The 17,948-nt window shown below is 52.3% G+C and carries 17 protein-coding genes and 1 pseudogene; 8 read left to right on the top strand and 10 right to left on the bottom strand.

The annotated features are described in order from the left end of the window. Positions 1-42 precede the first annotated feature (42 nt). From C1P89_RS03315 to C1P89_RS03305, 3 genes and pseudogenes are all read left to right on the top strand, one after another. Positions 43-987 (top strand): annotated as a pseudogene (locus C1P89_RS03315) (tyrosine-type recombinase/integrase); the annotation flags it as partial. A gap of 35 nt (positions 988-1,022) precedes the next feature. Beyond that, complete coding sequence (mlrA, locus tag C1P89_RS03310; RefSeq protein WP_042101647.1) at positions 1,023-1,709, top strand: HTH-type transcriptional regulator MlrA; 687 nt, start codon at positions 1,023-1,025, stop codon at positions 1,707-1,709. Between the two features lie 59 nt (positions 1,710-1,768). Beyond that, entirely contained in the window at positions 1,769-1,876 is a 108-nt protein-coding gene (locus tag C1P89_RS03305) for a protein YohO (protein WP_001216963.1), read from the top strand. Here the strand turns inward: C1P89_RS03305 and yehW are convergent. The 5 genes from yehW to bglX form a co-directional block, all read right to left on the bottom strand. Then, positions 1,857-2,588, bottom strand: a complete 732-nt coding sequence (yehW, locus tag C1P89_RS03300) for a glycine betaine ABC transporter permease YehW (RefSeq protein WP_000783120.1) — start codon at positions 2,586-2,588, stop codon at positions 1,857-1,859. The two genes, C1P89_RS03305 and yehW, sit on opposite strands and share 20 nt — an antisense overlap. Before the next feature lie 4 nt (positions 2,589-2,592). After that, the gene (gene yehX, locus C1P89_RS03295; protein ID WP_000569018.1) at positions 2,593-3,519 is read right to left on the bottom strand and encodes a glycine betaine ABC transporter ATP binding protein YehX; all 927 of its coding nucleotides are present in this window, start codon (positions 3,517-3,519) and stop codon (positions 2,593-2,595) included. Next, the gene (gene yehY, locus C1P89_RS03290; RefSeq protein ID WP_000221786.1) at positions 3,512-4,669 is read right to left on the bottom strand and encodes a glycine betaine ABC transporter permease YehY; all 1,158 of its coding nucleotides are present in this window, start codon (positions 4,667-4,669) and stop codon (positions 3,512-3,514) included. The genes yehX and yehY overlap by 8 nt, the downstream gene beginning before the upstream one ends. 6 nt (positions 4,670-4,675) lie before the next feature. After that, positions 4,676-5,593 carry a glycine betaine ABC transporter substrate-binding protein OsmF gene (gene osmF, locus C1P89_RS03285; RefSeq protein WP_001131273.1) on the bottom strand — a complete coding sequence of 306 codons (918 nt, stop codon included), beginning with the start codon at positions 5,591-5,593 and terminating at the stop codon, positions 4,676-4,678. A 251-nt stretch (positions 5,594-5,844) separates the two neighbouring features. Beyond that, the gene (gene bglX, locus C1P89_RS03280; RefSeq protein ID WP_000871512.1) at positions 5,845-8,142 is read right to left on the bottom strand and encodes a beta-glucosidase BglX; all 2,298 of its coding nucleotides are present in this window, start codon (positions 8,140-8,142) and stop codon (positions 5,845-5,847) included. A gap of 195 nt (positions 8,143-8,337) precedes the next feature. Between bglX and dld the strand changes: the two genes are divergently transcribed. Next, complete coding sequence (gene dld / locus C1P89_RS03275) at positions 8,338-10,053, top strand: D-lactate dehydrogenase (protein ID WP_000097362.1); 1,716 nt, start codon at positions 8,338-8,340, stop codon at positions 10,051-10,053. 38 nt (positions 10,054-10,091) lie between these two features. Here dld and pbpG read toward each other — a convergent pair whose 3' ends face one another. Both pbpG and C1P89_RS03265 read right to left on the bottom strand, forming a co-directional pair. Next, positions 10,092-11,024, bottom strand: coding sequence for a D-alanyl-D-alanine endopeptidase (pbpG, locus tag C1P89_RS03270; protein ID WP_001295432.1), 933 nt, complete (start codon positions 11,022-11,024; stop codon positions 10,092-10,094). A gap of 173 nt (positions 11,025-11,197) precedes the next feature. Then, positions 11,198-11,785, bottom strand: coding sequence for a Yip1 family protein (locus C1P89_RS03265; RefSeq protein WP_001295454.1), 588 nt, complete (start codon positions 11,783-11,785; stop codon positions 11,198-11,200). A gap of 169 nt (positions 11,786-11,954) precedes the next feature. Between C1P89_RS03265 and C1P89_RS03260 the strand changes: the two genes are divergently transcribed. Next, positions 11,955-12,533 (top strand): DedA family protein, encoded by a 579-nt coding sequence (locus C1P89_RS03260; protein ID WP_001296821.1) that lies wholly within the window; start codon positions 11,955-11,957, stop codon positions 12,531-12,533. Positions 12,534-12,662: 129 nt separating this feature from the next. Here the strand turns inward: C1P89_RS03260 and C1P89_RS03255 are convergent, their stop codons facing one another. Continuing rightward, positions 12,663-13,424, bottom strand: coding sequence for an SDR family oxidoreductase (locus tag C1P89_RS03255; protein ID WP_000079551.1), 762 nt, complete (start codon positions 13,422-13,424; stop codon positions 12,663-12,665). 52 nt (positions 13,425-13,476) lie between these two features. After that, positions 13,477-14,913 carry a multidrug resistance outer membrane protein MdtQ gene (mdtQ, locus tag C1P89_RS03250; protein WP_001078141.1) on the bottom strand — a complete coding sequence of 479 codons (1,437 nt, stop codon included), beginning with the start codon at positions 14,911-14,913 and terminating at the stop codon, positions 13,477-13,479. 223 nt (positions 14,914-15,136) lie between these two features. Between mdtQ and yohP the strand changes: the two genes are divergently transcribed. Next, positions 15,137-15,220 carry a small membrane protein YohP gene (gene yohP / locus C1P89_RS26385; RefSeq protein ID WP_000691708.1) on the top strand — a complete coding sequence of 28 codons (84 nt, stop codon included), beginning with the start codon at positions 15,137-15,139 and terminating at the stop codon, positions 15,218-15,220. 372 nt (positions 15,221-15,592) lie between these two features. Here the strand turns inward: yohP and dusC are convergent, their stop codons facing one another. Further along, positions 15,593-16,540, bottom strand: a complete 948-nt coding sequence (gene dusC, locus C1P89_RS03240; protein WP_001264854.1) for a tRNA dihydrouridine(16) synthase DusC — start codon at positions 16,538-16,540, stop codon at positions 15,593-15,595. 238 nt (positions 16,541-16,778) lie between these two features. Here dusC and C1P89_RS03235 point away from each other — a divergent pair, with 238 nt between their 5' ends. Next, positions 16,779-17,177, top strand: coding sequence for a CidA/LrgA family protein (locus C1P89_RS03235; RefSeq protein ID WP_001295452.1), 399 nt, complete (start codon positions 16,779-16,781; stop codon positions 17,175-17,177). Beyond that, a complete protein-coding gene (locus C1P89_RS03230; protein ID WP_000968208.1) occupies positions 17,174-17,869 on the top strand; it encodes a CidB/LrgB family autolysis modulator in 696 nt (231 codons plus the stop codon). The genes C1P89_RS03235 and C1P89_RS03230 overlap by 4 nt, the downstream gene beginning before the upstream one ends. The last annotated feature ends 79 nt before the right edge of the window (positions 17,870-17,948 follow it).

Here is a 17,948-nt window from a genome sequence, read left to right as displayed (position 1 = left end):
AAAGAACAAATGGTAGTGTCCGCTATTGCCAGTACACCTCAGTTGCCAATGTTAGGTGAAAAAAGACTGGTTTCATCTGTAACAAAAGAGGATTTGCTTTTCGTAAGGAGAGATCTGTTGACCGGTTATCAAAAGCTTTCTAACGGAAAAATTTCTTCCATAAAAGGACGCTCAGTGGTCACAGTAAACTACTATATGACAACCATAGCTGGAATGTTTCAATTTGCAACAGATAATGGTTATACATCAGGAAATCCATTTAACGGTCTGACACCATTAAAAAAGTCCAAGATAGAACCAGATCCCCTCACCCGTGACGAATTTATTCGTTTTATTGAGGCTTGCCGTCATCAACAAACAAAAAACCTGTGGATTATCGCTGTATACACGGGTATTCGTCACGGGGAGCTGGTATCACTGGCCTGGGAAGATATAGACCTTAAAGCGAGGACTATAACCATCCGCCGGAATTATACAAAACTAGGCGAATTCACTCCACCAAAAACTGATGCTGGTACCGGAAGAACGATTCATCTAGTTCAACCAGCTATTGATGCTCTTAAAAGCCAAGCGGAAATGACCATGCTTGGAAAACAGCATTCTGTAGAGGTAAAGCAGAGGGAATATGGGAGAAGTACTGTGCATAAATGCACTTTTGTTTTTAGTCCTCAGGTAATAAAACAGCGGCAGTTTTCCGGACCGCACTATAAGGTTGACTCCATCAGGGAGTCATGGACAAGTATCTTAAAACGCGCAGGTCTGAGACACAGAAAATCGTACCAATCCAGGCATACTTATGCATGCTGGTCACTTGCCGCTGGAGCTAATCCTAGTTTTATCGCAAGCCAGATGGGCCACACAAACGCACAAATGGTATTCAATGTTTACGGAGCATGGATGAAAGACAACAATCACGAACAGATAGAACTCCTTAACAAAAGACTATCTGAAAGTGTCCCATGTATGCCCCATAAGAAAGTGGGGTAAAATAAAAACTTGTAAAATCAGTTAGTTTACCCTTAATCCCTGTCACGTTACGCGCGTGGCAGAGGCGTTACGGGTTGCTGAAACCGCAACGGACAGACGGCGGTCATCGACTGTTCAACGATGCCGATATTGACCGGATCCGCGAGATCAAACGCTGGATCGACAACGGCGTGCAGGTCAGCAAAGTTAAAATGCTGCTCAGTAATGAAAATGTTGATGTGCAGAACGGCTGGCGCGATCAGCAAGAAACATTACTGACCTACCTGCAAAGCGGCAATCTGCATAGCCTGCGAACGTGGATCAAAGAGCGCGGTCAGGATTACCCCGCCCAGACACTCACCACACATCTGTTTATTCCTCTGCGCCGACGGCTTCAGTGCCAACAACCGACTCTCCAGGCGCTGCTGGCGATCCTCGACGGCGTACTGATCAACTACATCGCCATTTGTCTGGCTTCGGCACGTAAAAAACAGGGTAAAGATGCGCTGGTGGTTGGCTGGAATATTCAGGATACCACCCGTCTGTGGCTGGAGGGCTGGATTGCCAGTCAACAAGGATGGCGCATTGATGTCCTCGCCCACTCGCTCAATCAACTACGCCCTGAACTATTCGAAGGCCGTACATTGCTGGTGTGGTGCGGTGAAAATCGAACCTCCGCCCAACAGCAGCAACTCACCAGTTGGCAAGAACAAGGCCATGATATTTTCCCACTCGGCATTTAATGATTCGTTAACAAATGCGCTTTACTGTACAATCCTTTCGTTAACATAAGGAGTGCAATATGCGCATAGCTAAAATTGGGGTCATCGCCCTGTTCCTGTTTATGGCGTTAGGCGGAATTGGTGGCGTCATGCTCGCAGGTTATACCTTTATTTTGCGTGCTGGCTAAGCGCCTGCACCAGCCTTTCAAACAGGCGGTCTGCGATGATCGCCGCCAGTGCCACCAGTAACGCCCCCTGGATCACATACGCGGTATTAAATCCGCTAAGCCCGATGATGATGGGCGTACCCAGCGTGCTGGCCCCTACCGTTGAGGCGATCGTCGCCGTACCAATGTTGATAATCACCGAAGTTCGCACGCCCGCCAGAATCACCGGAGCCGCCAGCGGTAGCTCGACCTTACGCAGTCGCTGACCACGACTCATTCCCATACCTTTCGCAACTTCTGTCACGCTGGCATCAATCGCTCCCAGCCCGGCAAGTGTCGCCTGCAGGACGGGCAGCACACCGTAAAGGATCAAGGCGATAATCGCTGGTTGCAGACCAAAGCCGATCACCGGAACGGCAATCGCCAGCACTGCGACAGGCGGAAAAGTCTGTCCAACGGCGGCAATAGTTTCCACCAGTGGGCGAAATTCCGCGCCCCACGGGCGAGTGACAGCAATTCCGGCACCAGTGCCAATGATCACCGCAAACAAACTCGAAATTCCCACCAGCCAGAAATGAGCCAGTGCCAGAGCTGCAAAACTTTCTTGCTGATAAACGGGTCGTGGCAGTTGTGGGAACAAGGCAGCAAACAGCGGCTGGCTGTAAGGCAGCCAGAAAATCAGTGCCACAAACAAAGCAATGAGCCAGAACAGCGGATCGCGCAACATCTTCATACGCTTACGCCTCCTCCAGCAGATCCTGAAAATGCAGCGTGCCGCAAGGCTGGCCCTGCGTGTTCACCACCGGCAGCACCTCGCATCCCCGCGCGACAAACAGGGAGAGCGCATCGCGTAGCGTCATCTCTTCTGCCAGTGCCTCACCTTCTGCCCGTTCTTCGCGACGCACGTAATCCGCCACACTACGTAACGAAAGCAGGCGCACACCCAGTTCGCTGCGCCCAAAAAACTGGCGGACAAAATCGTTTGCCGGACGAGTCAGCATCGTCAGCGGATTGCCCTGCTGCACCACTTCACCGTGATCCATCAATACCAGATGTTCTGCCAGCCGTAGCGCCTCATCAATATCATGAGTGACCAGCACAATGGTACGCCCCAGCAAACGGTGAATGCGCGTCATCTCTTGTTGCAACGCGCCGCGCGTTACCGGGTCCAGTGCGCCAAAAGGTTCATCCATCAGTAAGACTTGCGGATCGGCAGCCAGTGCGCGCGCCACTCCCACACGTTGCTGCTGACCACCGGAAAGCTGATGCGGATAACGCTCACGTAAATTTGACTCCAGCCCCAGTAGCGCCATTAATTCGTCGATACGATCGTCAATCCTCGCCCGCGACCATTTTTGTAATTGCGGCACGGTAGCGATGTTTTGCGCCACGCTCCAGTGGGGGAACAGGCCAATAGATTGAATGGCATAGCCCATCCGGCGGCGCAACTCCAGTACTGGCAGCGAGCGAATTTCTTCTCCGGCAAAGCGGATCACTCCGCTGTCATGCTCCACCAGGCGGTTAATCATTTTCAGGGTGGTGGATTTGCCGGAGCCAGATGTGCCAATCAGCACCGAAAAACTCCCTTCCTGAAAATTGAGATTGAGATCGTTAACGGCTTTTTGTGCGCCGAACAGTTTGCTGACATGGCCAAATTCAATCATTACGTTTCACCTTCAGCAGTGCGATAAGCAAATCGAACAGCGCGTCGGTAAGCACCGCCAGAACAATTACCGGGATCACCCCCAGCAACACTAAATCAATGGCGCTGCTTAGCAGCCCCTGGAAAACCAGCGCACCAAAACCGCCTGCGCCGATTAACGCCGCAATCACCGCCATACCTACAGTTTGCACCATCACCACCCGCAGGCTGCGCAGAAATACCGGTAACGCCAGTGGTAACTGAACATGCAGGAATCGCTGCGCCCCGCTCATGCCCATCGCTCTGGCGCTCTCCAGCACATCGCGCGGGATCTGGTTCAAACCGACTACCACGCCGCGCACCAGCGGCAGCAAGGCATAGAGCACCAGCGCAATCAGTGCGGGTGTCATTCCGGTTCCTGCTATGCCGAGCGTCCCCAGCCACGGAAAGGCCGTAACCAGCGCGGCAAGCGGCGCAATCAACAGGCCAAAGAGCGCCACCGAAGGCACGGTCTGAATGACATTGAGCAGAGAAAAAATTGCCCCCTGCCGAGCAGTGGAAAAGTAGCACCAGATGCCCAACGGCACACCAATCACTAACGCAGGCAGCACCGCACCAAACAGCAACGTCAGATGTTGTGCCAGCGCGTCGTCAAACACATCCTGACGGTTGGCGTATTCTTTCATTAGTGAGAGATCGTTAAGCGTGCCGGAGTACAGCAACCACAGCGGAATAATGGCAATCTGCATATGCAACAACCAGCGCCACAGCGGATGCGTGGAGATTCGGCGGATGGCATCACTACAGGCCAGCAATGCCAGCGCCGCGGCCAGCCAGAAACCACTGCCGAGGCTGGTACGCGCCAGCGCACTGCCATTTTGCGCCAGTTGGGTCGCCGCCTTTCCTGCTCCCCACACCAGCAATACGAAGACGAATTGCGCCAGAATGAGTGCAAAAATGCTGCCTTTTTTAGCGGGAATAAAACAGGCTGTCAGCCAGGCGCAACCAACGCCCACCAGCATCCAGATCGTTTGCGGCCACAGTTGCCAGAGATGACGCCCTTCACCCGAGACTAAACGATTAGGCGCGTAACTGATAAACGGCAGCGCCGCTGCGATTGCCGTCAGCAACAGCAGCAGCGCCAGAACAGGATTAATACGTAGATAAGTCACGGGAAATTACTTCGTCCACCCTTTTTGTTTCAGGTAGTCGGCAGCCACTTTTTTGGCATCCAGTCCTTCCACTGCAATGCTGGCATTCAGTTGCTGCAATGTTTTTGCATCGAGGCTGGCGAAGACTGGCTGTAGCCACTGTGCCATTTGCGGATACTCTTTCAGCACCGACTCACGCACCACTGGTGCAGGCGCGTAGATAGGTTGCACGCCTTTCGGATCGCTTAAGGTTTGCAGCCCCAGCGCCGCGACCGGACCGTCAGTGCCGTAAGCCATTGCGGCATTAACGCCAGAAGTTTGCTGGGCAGCGGCTTTAATCGTTACCGCCGTGTCGCCGCCAGCCAGTGACAGTAACTGATCCTGATCGAGTTTAAAGTCGTAGGCTTTTTCAAACGCGGGTAACGCATCGGCGCGTTCGATAAACTCTGCCGAGGCTGCCAGTTTGAAGGTGCCGCCCTCTTTCAGATAACGACTCAGGTCGGCAAGCGAAGTGAGTTTGTTTTTCTCTGCCACATCCTGACGCACGGCGATGGTCCAGGTGTTATTCGCTGGTGCGGGCGTCAGCCAGATTAACTTGTTTTGCTCTGCATCGAGTTTTTTGACTTTCTCGTAACCTTGCTGCGCGTTTTTCCATGCCGCATCGTTTTCATCTTTAAAGAAGAAAGCGCCATTACCGGTATATTCCGGATAGATATCCAGTTCACCGGAAGTAATCGCCCCGCGCACCACAGGAGTCGTTCCGAGTTGCACTTTATTCACCGTCGGTACGCCGTGGCTTTCCAGCACCTGCAAGATGATGTTGCCGAGTAGCGCGCCTTCGGTATCGATTTTTGAACCGACTTTAACGGGGGAAGCCGCCTGTAGCGGCAGGCTCACGGCTGCCAACATAACCAGTGAACCTGCCCAGACCTTTGAGAGTGGCATGATGCTTTCCTCATTCTTTTACTGTTGTTTTCAGCGAATTAAGAGAAAAGCATAGTTGATAATGACAGAGTTAGCCTGAGCGGAAGGATTCAGTTGCAGAATCAGATAAATACTTAAAGGGCATATTTTGCCCGGCGTTTCTTGCCGGATGCGGCGTAAACGCCTTATCCGGCCTACAAAGGTCGAAAATTCAGCAAGTTAAGATATGAACATCAGGCAAAGGGCGCAAACGTCGCGCCCTTACTAAAGCATTACAGCAACTCAAACTCGCCTTTCTTAACGCGTGCGGAATCAGTGCCGATAAAGACATTGAACTTGCCAGGTTCGGCGTCATATTTCATCTGTTGATTCCAGAACTTCAGCGCCTCGATATCAATCGGGAAGCTGACAGTCTGAGTTTCGCCCGGTTTCAGGGTGATTTTCTCAAAGCCTTTCAGCTGCTTCACTGGACGGCTCATGGAAGCCGTCACATCCTGCAAGTACATCTGTACTACCGTGGCCCCTTCGCGTTTACCGGTGTTCGTCACCTGCACGCTGGCGGTCACTTTGCCGTCACGCTTCATGGTCGGCGCAGAAAGTTTCACATCAGAGACGGTGAAAGTGGTATAGCTCAGACCATAGCCGAACGGATAAAGCGCCCCGTTAGCTTCATCAAAATAACGCGAAGTGTATTTGTTCGGCTTGTCGGCATTATACGGACGACCGGTATTCAGATGGCTGTAGTACACCGGGATCTGCCCGACAGAACGCGGGAAGGACATTGGCAGCTTGCCGGACGGGTTGTAATCGCCAAACAATACATCGGCAATTGCATTACCGCCTTCAGTCCCCGCAAACCAGGTTTCCAGAATCGCATCAGCCTGCTGATCTTCTTTCACCAGCGCCAGCGGACGCCCGTTCATCAGCACCAGCACCAGCGGTTTACCGGTGGCTTTCAGCGCCGCAATCAAGTCACGTTGGCTTTGCGGAATAGTGATATCGGTACGGCTGGAGGCCTCGTGCGCCATCCCCTGTGCTTCACCGACCACAGCCACCACCACATCAGATTGTTTCGCCGTCTGCACCGCTTCATCAATCATCTCTTGCGGCGAGCGCGGATCGACTTTGACCGCTTCTTCATACTGATTCAGGAAATCGATAATGCCTTTGTCACTGGTAACGTTCGCCCCTTTGGCATACAGCACTTTACCGTTTTCACCGACGGCATTTTTAATCCCGGTCAGTACGGTCACGGATTGATCGGCAACACCGGCTGCGGACCAGCTGCCCATCACGTCACGTTTACTGTCCGCCAGTGGCCCAACCACCGCAATGGTGGCCGATTTTTTCAGCGGTAACGTTTCGAGACGGTTTTTCAGCAACACCAGGCTTTCGCGCGCCACTTCACGCGCTTCTTTACGGTGCAGGCGGCTTTCGGCATTGGTATCCACCGGGTCAGACTCTTTCGGCCCCAAATGGCTGTATGGGTCGTTAAACAATCCCATATCATATTTAACGTTCAGTACATGGCGGGCAGCATCGTCCAGCTCTTCCATCGTCACTTTGCCGGATTTGATCAACCCAGGCAGATACTTCGAGTAATACTCGTCGCTCATACTCATGTTGATTCCGGATTTCAGCGCCACGCGCACCGCATCTTCCGGGTCTGCCGCCGTGCCATGTTTAATCAGCTCTTTGATTGCACCGTGATCGGAAACGGTGATGCCTTTAAAGCCCCACTGGTCGCGCAGAACATCTTTCAGCAGCCAGGAATCGGAGGTGGCTGGCGTGCCGTTCAGCGAGTTCAGCGCCACCATCACCGCGCCGCTGCCTGCGTCCAGCCCCGCTTTGTACGGCGGCATATAATCATTAAACAGGCGCTGCGGACTCATATCGACGGTGTTGTACTCTTTACCGCCTTCTACCGCGCCGTATGCGGCAAAGTGTTTGACGCTGGTCATCACCGAGTAGCGATCTGCCGGGCTTTTACCCTGCATCGCTTCCACCATGGTTTTACCCATTGTTGAGGTGAGATACGTATCTTCGCCAAAACCTTCGGAAGCACGTCCCCAGCGCGGATCGCGCGAGACATCGACCATCGGTGCCCAGGTCATATTCAGGCCATCATCTGCCGCTTCATAAGCAGAGACACGTCCGACCGTTTTCACTGCATCGAGGTTAAAAGACGAGGCCAGACCGAGGCTAATCGGGAACACCGTGCGCTGACCGTGCAGCACGTCGTAAGCAAAGAAAAGAGGAATTTTCAGGCGGCTTAATTCCATCACCTGATCCTGCATGGCGCGGATATCCTGACGGGTTACGGTGTTGAAAATCGCCCCAACCTGACCGTCTTTGATCATCTCGCGGATCGCCTCTTTCGGGTTATCCGGACCGACGCTGATTAAGCGCAGCTGACCAATTTTCTCATCAACTGTCATTTTCTTAAGCAGTTCGGTGACGAACGCATCCCGCGCTTCGGGCGTTAATGGATGGTTGCCGAATAAATCATCCGCCAGTGCTGGCTGCAGGGCCAGACTCACCGCGATTCCTACTGAACATAGCCATTTCATATGGATTTTTCTTCCTCTGTTGCCCGACGAGGCAGCGAAAATGGTGCAAAAACCGTAGTTTGCCATAAGCATGATGGAGAGAGAAAAAGAATGCTCAGTTTATTGTCTGAATTTTCAAAATATTCACTCGCTGAATTGTCATACAAGGCGCTATTCTAGTTTGTGATATTTTTTCGCCACCACAAGGAGTGGAAAATGTCTTCCATGACAACAACTGATAATAAAGCCTTTTTGAATGAACTTGCCCGTCTGGTCGGTCATTCACACCTGCTCACCGATCCCGCAAAAACGGCCCGCTATCGCAAGGGCTTCCGTTCTGGTCAGGGCGACGCGCTGGCTGTCGTTTTCCCTGGCTCACTACTGGAATTGTGGCGGGTGCTGAAAGCCTGTGTCACCGCCGACAAAATTATTCTGATGCAGGCTGCCAATACAGGCCTGACCGAAGGATCGACGCCAAACGGTAACGACTATGATCGCGATATCGTGATCATCAGCACCCTGCGTCTCGACAAGCTGCACGTTCTTGGCAAGGGCGAACAGGTGCTGGCCTATCCGGGCACCACGCTCTATTCGCTGGAAAAAGCCCTCAAACCGCTGGGACGCGAACCGCACTCAGTGATTGGATCATCGTGTATAGGCGCATCGGTCATCGGCGGTATTTGTAACAACTCCGGCGGCTCGCTGGTGCAACGTGGCCCGGCGTATACCGAAATGTCGTTATTCGCGCGTATAAATGAAGACGGCAAACTGACGCTGGTGAACCATCTGGGGATTGATCTGGGCGAAACGCCGGAGCAGATCCTTAGCAAGCTGGATGATGATCGCATCAAAGATGACGATGTGCGTCACGATGGTCGTCACGCCCACGATTATGACTATGTCCACCGCGTTCGTGATATTGAAGCCGACACGCCCGCACGTTATAACGCCGATCCTGATCGGTTATTTGAATCTTCTGGTTGCGCCGGGAAGCTGGCGGTCTTTGCTGTACGTCTAGATACCTTCGAAGCGGAAAAAAATCAGCAGGTGTTTTATATCGGCACCAACCAGCCGGAAGTGCTGACCGAAATCCGCCGTCATATTCTGGCTAACTTCGAAAATCTGCCGGTTGCCGGGGAATATATACACCGGGATATCTACGATATTGCGGAAAAATACGGCAAAGACACCTTCCTGATGATTGATAAGTTAGGCACCGACAAGATGCCGTTCTTCTTTAATCTCAAGGGACGCACCGATGCGATGCTGGAGAAAGTGAAATTCTTCCGTCCGCATTTTACTGACCGTGCGATGCAAAAATTCGGTCACCTGTTCCCCAGCCATTTACCGCCGCGCATGAAAAACTGGCGCGATAAATACGAGCATCATCTGCTGTTAAAAATGGCGGGCGATGGCGTGGGCGAAGCCAAATCGTGGCTGGTGGATTATTTCAAACAGGCCGAAGGCGATTTCTTTGTCTGTACGCCGGAGGAAGGCAGCAAAGCGTTTTTACACCGTTTCGCCGCTGCGGGCGCAGCAATTCGTTATCAGGCGGTGCATTCCGATGAAGTCGAAGACATTCTGGCGTTGGATATCGCTCTGCGGCGTAACGACACCGAGTGGTATGAGCATTTACCGCCGGAGATCGACAGCCAGCTGGTGCACAAGCTCTATTACGGCCATTTTATGTGCTATGTCTTCCATCAGGATTACATAGTGAAAAAAGGCGTGGATGTGCATGCGTTGAAAGAACAGATGCTGGAACTGCTACAGCAGCGTGGCGCGCAATACCCTGCCGAGCATAACGTCGGTCATTTGTATAAAGCACCGGAGACGTTGCAGAAGTTTTATCGCGAGAACGATCCGACCAACAGTATGAATCCGGGGATCGGTAAAACCAGTAAGCGGAAAAACTGGCAGGAAGTGGAGTAAAAATTACGGATGGCATAGTATCGCCATCCGTCATTCACTTAATCGTTCTGTGCCGTCTGCCCCGCCGCCGCCATTTGGGCGGCTTTTTGTTTTTTATAGCTCAACGCTGCTGCTGGAACAGGCATCACTTTACCGGTTTCAATCCAGGTACGCAGGCGGCTGGCATCGGCAAAATGGGTATATTTGCCAAACGCATCCATCACTACCAGCGCCACCGGTTTATTATTGATAACCGTACGCATCACCAGACAATGGCCCGCCGCATTGGTAAAACCGGTTTTGGTTAACTGAATATTCCAGTTATCGCGATACACCAGATGGTTAGTATTGCGGAACGGCAGCGTATACGTCGGGTTAGAGAAGGTTGCCATATCTTCCCGGGTAGTACTTAACTGCCCGATCAACGGATATTGTTTGCTGGCAATGAGCAGTTTGGTTAAGTCACGGGCAGTTGAAACGTTATGCACCGACAATCCGGTAGGTTCAACAAAGCGCGTGTTGTTCATTCCGAGCGATTTCGCTTTCGCATTCATTGCCTTAATAAAGGCTTTGTAACCACCGGGATAATGGTGTGCAAGGCTTGCCGCCGCGCGGTTTTCTGAAGACATCAGCGCCAGCAACAGCATATCTTTACGGCTGATTTCGCTATTCAGTCGTACGCGCGAATAGACCCCTTTCATCTCCGGCGTCTGGCTGATATCCACTTTTAGTTTTTCATCCAGCGGCAGTCGTGCATCCAGCACAACCATCGCGGTCATTAATTTGCTGATAGACGCAATCGGACGCACCAGATCCGGGTGGTTCGAGTAGATCACTTTGTTGGTATTCAGATCAACAATCATCGCGCTACCGGAGGCAATTTCAGGTTGTGAAGCGGTGGTAGCGGCTGCCGTTTTCGCAACGGCCTGCGGTGCCAAAGGCACAGCCAGCATCAGGGCCAGGCTAAATAAAGAAACTCGAAATTTCGGCATGATGAGCATTCAGATAGTGGTTCACGCGCACAGGTTGCGCACCGCCGGAGTAAGGATTTACTGAGGCTAGCGACGCCATCATAACGAGCAAAAAGTGCGATCGTCAAAGGAGAATCGTGAGGAAATGCTGCATTGCTGACATTTACGCCAGCAATGCAACGTCAAAGAACTTTCTAGAACAAACGATAACCGTAGCCCCATAGTATAACGGTTAGGGCGAGCAGCACTTCCAGTACCAGCACGCCAATCGCCAGCGTCGAACTAGAGAAGCTAAGGCCTTCCTCTTTGTTGATATTCAGGAAGCTCGGAATACCAAGGTAAAGCAGGTAGCCGGTGTAAAACAGCGCCACCGTGCCGACCAGCGCACACAACCAGACCAGTGGATAAAGCGCCACCAGACCGCTTAAAAACAGCGGAGTTGCAACGTAGCCCGCGAAGACCATGCAGTGCGCAAGTGACGGACGCTGCGGATAATTACGCGCCATCCACCAGATGACCCGCCCCATTACCGCAACCCCAGCCAGCATAACGCCATAAAACAGGACAGCCAGCGCCAGTCCGGTAAACCAGGATAACTTCAGGATAGTGCCATCGCCAAAATTCCAGCCAATCTGTGTAGTGCCAATGAAGGCGCAAATCACCGGAATCGCCGCCATCAGCAAAACGTGGTGGGTGTAATGGTGAGAAATCGTTTCGTTTTCGCGATTAATCACCTGCATTTCACGATCGGGATGGGAAAACAGTCCCCAGACATGGCTCATACCGCCCCCTTGTTGTGAGTTCATGAACCTGACAGTTCAAGTATAAGTCAGCTTGTGATTATTTTTTGTTCGCTCATGTAATTTGCACCGTCTGATGTACGTCCTTTTTCAGCGTGAATGATTTCCAGGGTGTATGCTTACAGGCAACCAAAGGGAGACAGACTGGCCTATGGATCTCAATACACTCATCTCACAATATGGTTATGCCGCGCTGGTGATCGGTAGCCTGGCGGAAGGTGAAACCGTGACTTTGCTGGGAGGCGTTGCGGCACATCAGGGGCTATTAAAGTTCCCGCTGGTGGTACTTTCTGTGGCGCTTGGCGGCATGATTGGCGACCAGGTGCTTTATCTGTGCGGGCGGCGGTTTGGCGGCAAGCTGTTACGCCGTTTCTCGAAACATCAGGATAAAATTGAGCGGGCGCAGAAACTTATCCAACGCCATCCGTATCTGTTTGTCATTGGTACGCGCTTTATGTATGGCTTTCGGGTGATTGGCCCGACGCTGATTGGTGCCAGCCAGCTGCCGCCGAAAATCTTTCTGCCGCTGAATATTCTCGGCGCATTTGCCTGGGCGTTGATTTTTACCACTATTGGTTACGCTGGTGGTCAGGTGATTGCGCCGTGGTTGCACAATCTCGACCAGCATTTGAAGCACTGGGTCTGGTTGATTCTGGTCGTGGTTCTGGTGGTGGGCGTGCGCTGGTGGCTGAAACGGCGCGGGAAGAAAAAGCCGGATCATCAGGCGTAAAACCATTGCCCTGGGTAAGGCGTTCGCGCCGCATCCGACATCCGGTGCACCATGCCTGATGCGACGCTTGTGCGTCTTATCATGCCTACCAAAATTTTACCCATTGAAATAACCACGCACCTCACTGCGCTATTCTGGGTTGAACTGCGGATTCGCCAACATAAAGCCGCCATCCACTATCAACGACTGCCCGGTGGTGTAATTTGCGCCCTCTGAGCACAGCCACGCTACCAGGCTGGCAATCTCATGCGTTGCGCCAAAACGCCGCAGAGGAATCGAAGGCTCCGCGTCGGGCTTCACGTCGCTGTCATCCATGCCATTCATTGGCGTGGCGATCGCCCCAGGCGCGACTGCGTTCACCAAAATCTTATGCCTGACCAGCTCCAGCGCCATCGTTTTGGTTAACCCGCCGAGCGCATGTTTAGCGGCTGTGTAAGCGCTGGCATCCGGCAGCGGCGTATGTTCATGTACCGACGTAATGTTGATGATACGACCGCCCTGCCCTTGTTTCACCATCTGGCGGGCCGCAATTTGTGAGCATAAAAATGCACCATCGACATCAACGGTAAAAATCTTGCGCCACTCATCGAAAGCCATATCAAGAAACGGCGCTTTGGTCATTGCGCCCGCATTATTCACCAGCACATCAATACGCCCCAGCCGTTGAATGAGTTTCTCCAGCGCCTGCGCACCTTCTGGCAGTTTACCGAGCTCCAGCTGCACGATCTCCGCACGTACGCCGTGGCTAACTACCTCACGCGCGGTATCTTTTGCCCCTTCTTCATCTGAGTGCCAGGTAATGCCAATATCAAACCCCTGCTGCGCCAGTAATAACGCGCACTCTTTGCCGATCCCCGAATCGGAGGCGGTAATAATCGCAACCTGTGCCATCAAGTTCTCCACTTAACGCTGAATAAACGTTAAGTATAGAAGGCGCATATCATCAGCGTTTGTAACCCCCGCCCAACGCACCAGTGAGTTGAATAGAAGCATCCAGCCACTGCCCTTGCAATAACAGGCCATTGGCCCGCTCACGCAGCGCGGGGATTCTGGCTTCGCTGACGCGGGAACCAGCAATGATGCCCGCGTTAAAGCGCGCCTGCGCAAGACCTACCACACGCAAGGCATCGCGCTCAATTTGCGCCTGATGCTGGTTTTTCTCCGCAAGTGTCTGAACCTGACTGGCTGCCCGCGCCACGTCATTCACCGCTTCAACCACCGCTTTGTTGTAGCTGGCGATAGACAAGTTGCTTTCGGCTTTTGCGATATTGAGATTGGCGTTAAGACGACCACTATCGAAAATGGGTAGCGTCAGGCCTGCCGTAACGCCCATTTGCTGCGCGGAATGACGGAACAGATCGCTTAAGTGCAACGCATCCTGTTGCAGGAAGGCCATCAGGTTGATGTCAGGATAAAATGCCGCTTTTGCCGCATCAATGGTGCTTAGCGATGACTCAACGTACCAGTGCGCCGCCTGCAAATCTGCCCGCCGGGCCAGTAAGGAGTACCCCAGTTCATCAGGAAGCTGGCTTGCCACTTTCGGCAACGCGACCGGTTTAAGCTTCAATGACTTTGTCTGGTTATTTGTAAGTGCGCTTAACCGTGCCTCAATAATTTTCATTTTCCCCGCGACATCGTTGAGCTGCTGCCGGGTTTTGCTGGCATTAATATCGGTTTCCACACCTTCAACTGAAGAAGTAATCCCGTTCTGATATAGCTGGCGATCAGTCGCGATAATGGTGTTCTGCTCTTTTTCTATTTGCTGCAAGACCGTGTTTAACGCCGCCTGGGTTTGCCACTCCCAGTACAGGCGGGCTACGCTGCCAGCCAGCAATTGGCGGGTTTGCTCGCGTTCCGCCGCCCGTGCTTTAACCGTACCCAGGCGGGCAGTAACCTCCGCCCGATTCTTTCCCCAGATATCGAGATGCCAGCCCGCCGTTAAGCCAAAAGTACCGTTGGTGTACCACGGGCCGGTCGTACCTGCGGCCGGATCGTTCAGAGCAAACGGCCCCATTAAGCCTTCTGCCGACATTTTTTGCCGCTCCATATCCGCCGAAAAGTCGATCTGCGGACCATCCTGAGTGGCAACTGCCTTCGCCTGGGCTTCAGCTAGCTGAATGCGCTGTTCAGCCACCTGCATATCCGGTGCGTTCTGTAGTGCATTGTTAATTAATGAAGTGAGCTGATTATCGTGATACTCCAGCCACCATTGGCTGTCTGGCCAACCATTTTTCAGCGCCGTGGGTAATGCGGTGTCAACTTGTGCAGCGGGCGTTTGCTGGCTTAACGCCTGGCGGGTTTCATGCATAGGCGCACACCCGGCCAGCATCAGTAACAGCGGAAAACAGGCGATGGCTGGATAAAAGGAATCACGATTCATGGGGGAATAATCAGGTAAGAAACGGTGCGCGGAGATTACCGTGTGTTGCGATATATTTTTTAGTTTCGCGTGGCAATACATCAGTAGCAATAAAACGACATACCCAGAAAAATATAGACTAAGTAAATGATATCTTCCGATTTATCTTAATCGTTTATGGATAACGGCAAAGGGCTTCGTTTTTTCCTATACTTATTCAGCACTCACAAATAAAGGAACGCCAATGAAAATTATACTCTGGGCTGTATTGATTATTTTCCTGATTGGGCTACTGGTGGTGACTGGCGTATTTAAGATGATATTTTAAAATTAATTAATGTCATCAGGTCCGAAAATAACGAGAATATTTCAGTCTCTCATCCTGTTGCGCTCCTGTCATGTGCATTGCTTCATATAATCACTGGCGCAAGGAGCGCGCAGGGGGCGGCCAATCGCCGCCGCCCCCTGCACCCCCGGGCTCTGGCGAACAAAATCGCCGCTGCGCGGTGCCCTCGGCTTATCCCTTACGGCTACCGGGTCGGGCGCGAGGTAACATCCCTGTAAAACGCGCCCTCAGCCCACATCCATGTGGGCTGCCCCGGCCTTCAGGGAACGCCTCGGCAATTTTGACGCCACCAAACAACCGTGCGGCCTATTGATAAAGAGCTAACACATTGTCAAAAAACATCACTATGGTTTTTTAGAGTTTCTCGATATCAATTGCCTGAATAGCCCTTGCAATATCAGGGGAATTATTCAACACCCGAACATGCTGAAATAATTCCGTTGCTTCATCGTATTCTTTACGCAAATAACTCAACCACTGTTTAATCCGCGCAACGTGATATAACCCGGTATCGCCCTGCTTTTCCAGACGGGTATATTTTTGCAGCAAAGCAACCACCTCCGGCCACGGCATTCGCGGTTCGTTATATTTTACTACCCGGCTCAGGTTGGGAATATTGAGCGCCCCGCGACCAATCATCACTGCGTCGCAGCCGCTGATCGCAATGCATTGTTGCGCGCTCTGCCAGTCCCAGATTTCGCCGTTGGCAATCACCGGAATATTCAGCCGCTGGCGAATCTCGCCAATCGCCTGCCAGTCAATATGCTCCGCGCGGTAACCCTGCTCTTTTGTCCGTCCATGCACCACCAGCTCCGTAGCACCAGCCTGTTGAACCGCATCGGCGATTTCAAATTTCTTCTCACCGCTGTCCCAGCCCAGACGCACTTTCACGCTGACGGGCAAATGCGCCGGTACAGCTTCACGCATCGCTTTTGCACCCTGGTAGATGAGTTCAGGATCTTTGAGTAACGTCGCCCCGCCGCCGCTGCCGTTAACCGCTTTCGACGGGCAGCCGCAATTGAGATCCACGCCCCAGGAACCTAATTCCACCGCACGGGCGGCGTTCTCTGCCAGCCATTGTGGGAACTGACCTAACAACTGAACGCGCACCAGCGTACCGGATGGTGTCCGGCTGGCGTTTTGTAGCTCAGGGCAAATGCGATGAAAGACTTTTACCGGCAGCAGTTGATCCACCACGCGGACAAACTCGGTGATGCACAGATCGTAGTCGTTAACTTCGGTCAGCAATTCTCGCACCAGAGAGTCAAGCACACCCTCCATCGGAGCCAGTAACACACGCATATCTTCACCCGGAAAAAAATGAGGCGCTATGTTAGCGCCTATGGTCAACGGATTAAAGGTCTGCAAAGAGGGATTGCTGCAAACTGTAATCCCTCTCTATGCTTGATGTATGCCTGAGTTCGTTGCGCATTGCGTAATGCCGGGGAGCGAAAAAATAAGCGCTGATTTCTTAATGTGATCGGTAGCACGTTTTACGAATTAATTGTATGATGAATCCATCTCATCTGGGGTGTTGATTATGAGTAAGACACTGAACATTATCTGGCAATATTTACGCGCTTTCGTCCTGATTTATGCCTGCCTGTATGCAGGCATTTTCATTGCTTCCCTGCTACCGGTAACCATTCCGGGCAGCATCATCGGGATGCTGATCCTGTTTGTCCTGCTGGCCTTGCAAATTCTTCCGGCAAAATGGGTCAATCCGGGGTGCTACGTACTGATTCGCTATATGGCGCTATTGTTTGTGCCGATTGGCGTAGGCGTCATGCAATATTTTGATTTGCTCCGCGCACAGTTTGGCCCGGTAGTGGTTTCCTGTGCAGTCAGTACGCTGGTGGTTTTTCTGGTGGTGAGCTGGAGTTCACAACTGGTACACGGTGAACGTAAAGTCGTAGGTCAGAAAGGATCAGAAGAATGATGGCGAATATCTGGTGGTCATTACCGCTGACGTTGATTGTCTTTTTTGCCGCCCGCAAACTGGCGGCACGGTATAAGTTTCCCCTGCTTAACCCGTTGCTGGTAGCAATGGTGGTGATCATTCCTTTTTTAATGCTGACCGGCATCTCTTACGACAGCTACTTTAAAGGTAGCGAAGTGCTAAACGATCTGCTGCAACCGGCGGTCGTCGCGCTGGCCTATCCTTTATATGAGCAGCTACACCAGATCCGCGCGCGCTGGAAATCGATCATCACCATCTGTTTTATCGGCAGCGTGGTTGCGATGGTGACGGGGACTTCCGTGGCATTGTTGATGGGCGCTTCACCGGAAATCGCCGCGTCAATCCTGCCGAAATCAGTCACCACGCCTATTGCAATGGCGGTTGGCGGCAGTATTGGCGGTATTCCGGCAATCAGCGCAGTTTGCGTGATTTTCGTCGGCATCCTCGGCGCGGTATTTGGCCATACATTGCTTAATGCGATGCGTATTCGTACCAAAGCTGCGCGCGGTCTGGCAATGGGGACAGCCTCGCACGCCCTCGGTACGGCGCGCTGCGCCGAGCTGGATTATCAGGAAGGTGCATTTAGTTCGCTGGCGCTGGTGTTATGCGGGATAATTACTTCGCTGATCGCACCGTTCCTTTTCCCGATTATTCTGGCAGTAATGGGCTAAAATTTGCGATGCGTCGCGCATTTTTGATGTAAGTTTCACGCGTTGCATAATTAATGAGATTCAGATCACATATAAAGCC

Source organism: Shigella sonnei (assembly GCF_002950395.1).
Classification (GTDB): domain Bacteria; phylum Pseudomonadota; class Gammaproteobacteria; order Enterobacterales; family Enterobacteriaceae; genus ECMA0423.
This window is presented reverse-complemented; position numbering and strand designations above follow the sequence as displayed.